Origin of the sequence: Algibacter sp. (assembly GCF_049667265.1) — a bacterium.
Classification (GTDB): domain Bacteria; phylum Bacteroidota; class Bacteroidia; order Flavobacteriales; family Flavobacteriaceae; genus Algibacter_B.
Window position 1 is genome coordinate 1 of the sequence record NZ_JBATHX010000446.1, and the last position, 2,396, is coordinate 2,396.

The window sequence follows — 2,396 nt, forward strand, 5'->3', positions numbered from 1 at the left end:
AAAACGCGACTCTATCACCATGATCCTGTAGTAGGATTTGTCCTTTTTCCAATATTCCAAAATTAGGCCATTTAGCATATTTGCTTTCAGATACAAGTTTTAAAAAATCGTCACTACCACGCTCGTATTCTAATACTTTAACGTCATTTATCCAATGTTCTACATGGTTGTTTTTTGATAAAATGTAAGCCGTATTCCATTCCCCTATAGGATTTACAGGTTTATTTGGCTCTGCTTTAATTAAATCATACAAAGAACATACTGTTCTGCTGCCTTCATGCGAACCTAATTTAGCATCTTCGTGTAAATCATCATCTAAAATTTGATATTCTAAGCCAATGGAGGACCCTGGTCCTTTATTAATTTCTGTGTCAACAAAATACTTTATACCGCTATTTGCTCCGGAGGTTAATTTAAAATCTACTTGTAATTCAAAATTACTATAATCTTTTGTAGTAACTATATCGCCACCTGCGGCAGATTCGGCTCCACCAGTTTCTTCAACTATTAACTCGCCATTTTCAATGGTCCAACCTTGTTGAGGAAAGGTATCTAATTTAGCACCACGCCAGCCATCTGTAGTTTTACCATCCCATAACATTTGCCAACCTTCTTTCCTTTCTTGAAATGTAAGGTTGTTTTTTGTTACAATCGGATTTATGGTAGATTTTTTGGAATACATAGCGAGGTTTTCACTTAATATCTTCGCATTTTTCCACATTACCGTTTTCCCTATCTTCTCTTCATTATCTCCTATAGAGTGCACTTGTAAACCTATAAATCCACTTGGGGTTTTATCATCAATTAAATAGGCAGCTGGCACACCATTAATCCAAGTTTTTATAGTGTCTGCGATAGCCTCTACCCGATAATGGTTCCATTCGTTTTGCCTAAATGCTTTTTGAGCTTTTGGATTATTCTCTAAAGTATTTAACCATTTACGTCTTTTTTCATCATAGATGCCACCACTCCAAGCTCTTTTGGAAGGATCTATTTCTACTTGATAACCATGAACCATTCCATCTCTGTAGTGAGGAAGGGAATTACTTCGTATTTGAATACCAGAATTCATTGTTGAATCTACTTTATAGTCTATTTCAAAAATAAAATCTCCATACATTTCATTAGTAGTTAAAAACGTATTGGGTGTATTAGCTTTGGTTGTTCCTATAATTACACCATCTTTAACATTATAGGTTGCTTCTCCACCCAAAATTGTCCAACCCTTTAATGAATCATCTTTAATTAGGTCTATCCAAAGTGTTTGTTCTTTTTTTATATTACAAGATGTGATAAAACAACATGTAACAATTAATAACAGTTTTGTTGTGATTGTATTCATATTTTATTTATAAAATTAATAATGACAAATATTAAGCTGACAGATAAATAAAAAAACCTCCATTTTAAAACTTAATTCTAAATGGAGGTTAAACTTGACTAACTCAATTAATTACTAAACTTAAACATATATTTTGTAACATATATGATTATTTTATTATTAAACTTACTTTCTAAATTATATACCTGCAAATTAAAGTAATAATCATCAGGTCTAAATTTAGCTTTTCTTTTTTTAAAAACTATCCTGATGTATCCTGAGAATTATATCTTCCTGTTTTAAAAGATTAAAACTTTAGATAACAAAAATAGCGGAGACCTATTTTGTCCTCCGCTATTTTTATACTTATAAAGTTAAACTAATTTTATTAAGGAGTTTCTTTTAAATGAATAATAAACTCCTCAAATTTTACGTCTCTGTCTCTTATTACTAAAGTATCTTTAACTGTATGCAATAAATCAAATGTTGCTGTTTCTGTTGAAATTAAAGTACCAAAAAAACGGTTCTCTGTGACTTCAACCTCTGTTTCTCGGTATTCATAATCTAAGTAAATTACGTCTCGACTTTGCCCTCCCCATTCATCGCCATCTTCTACAAATTTTCCTGAACCTGTTACAGCAACAGAGCTACCTGCATCGGCATTAGTAACAGTAATTTCTTCATTATCGTTAAATGTCAATAGTAAAGACAACTTACTATTAGTAGCAATACCTGGTCTTCTAACATCAATAGTAGTAGTAGCGCTTTTCCTTCCTGCAGTTGATACTGGAATTAATTCATCACCTACAACAAACTCAGATCTATAAACTGTAGAGCCTTCAATGTTCTCTGAAACTGTTATTGTGGGATCACCATTTTCAAAAACCGTAACCGATTCGTTAGCCCCTGAAGCTGCATCCTCACCGCGTCTTAAATAGATACCTTGATATTTATTCATATACTTGATACCAAAAAGGGTATAGTCTTTAGGTAGTGTTTGCCAATCATCTGCTTTAATCTTGATAGGATTTGTAACACCATCAGCTGGTACACCTGTTAAAAGCGAATCTAATTC

Annotated in this window: 2 protein-coding genes; both read right to left on the reverse strand. The window is 32.6% G+C overall.

Going from position 1 to position 2,396, the window contains the following annotated elements:
• A partial coding sequence (locus tag WBN21_RS15450; protein ID WP_424201847.1) for a 3-keto-disaccharide hydrolase occupies positions 1-1,342 on the reverse strand: 1,342 nt, incomplete at its 3' end.
• Between the two features lie 367 nt (positions 1,343-1,709).
• Positions 1,710-2,396, reverse strand: a 687-nt coding sequence (locus tag WBN21_RS15455) for a DUF5627 domain-containing protein (protein WP_424201850.1), incomplete at its 5' end; no start/stop codon positions are given.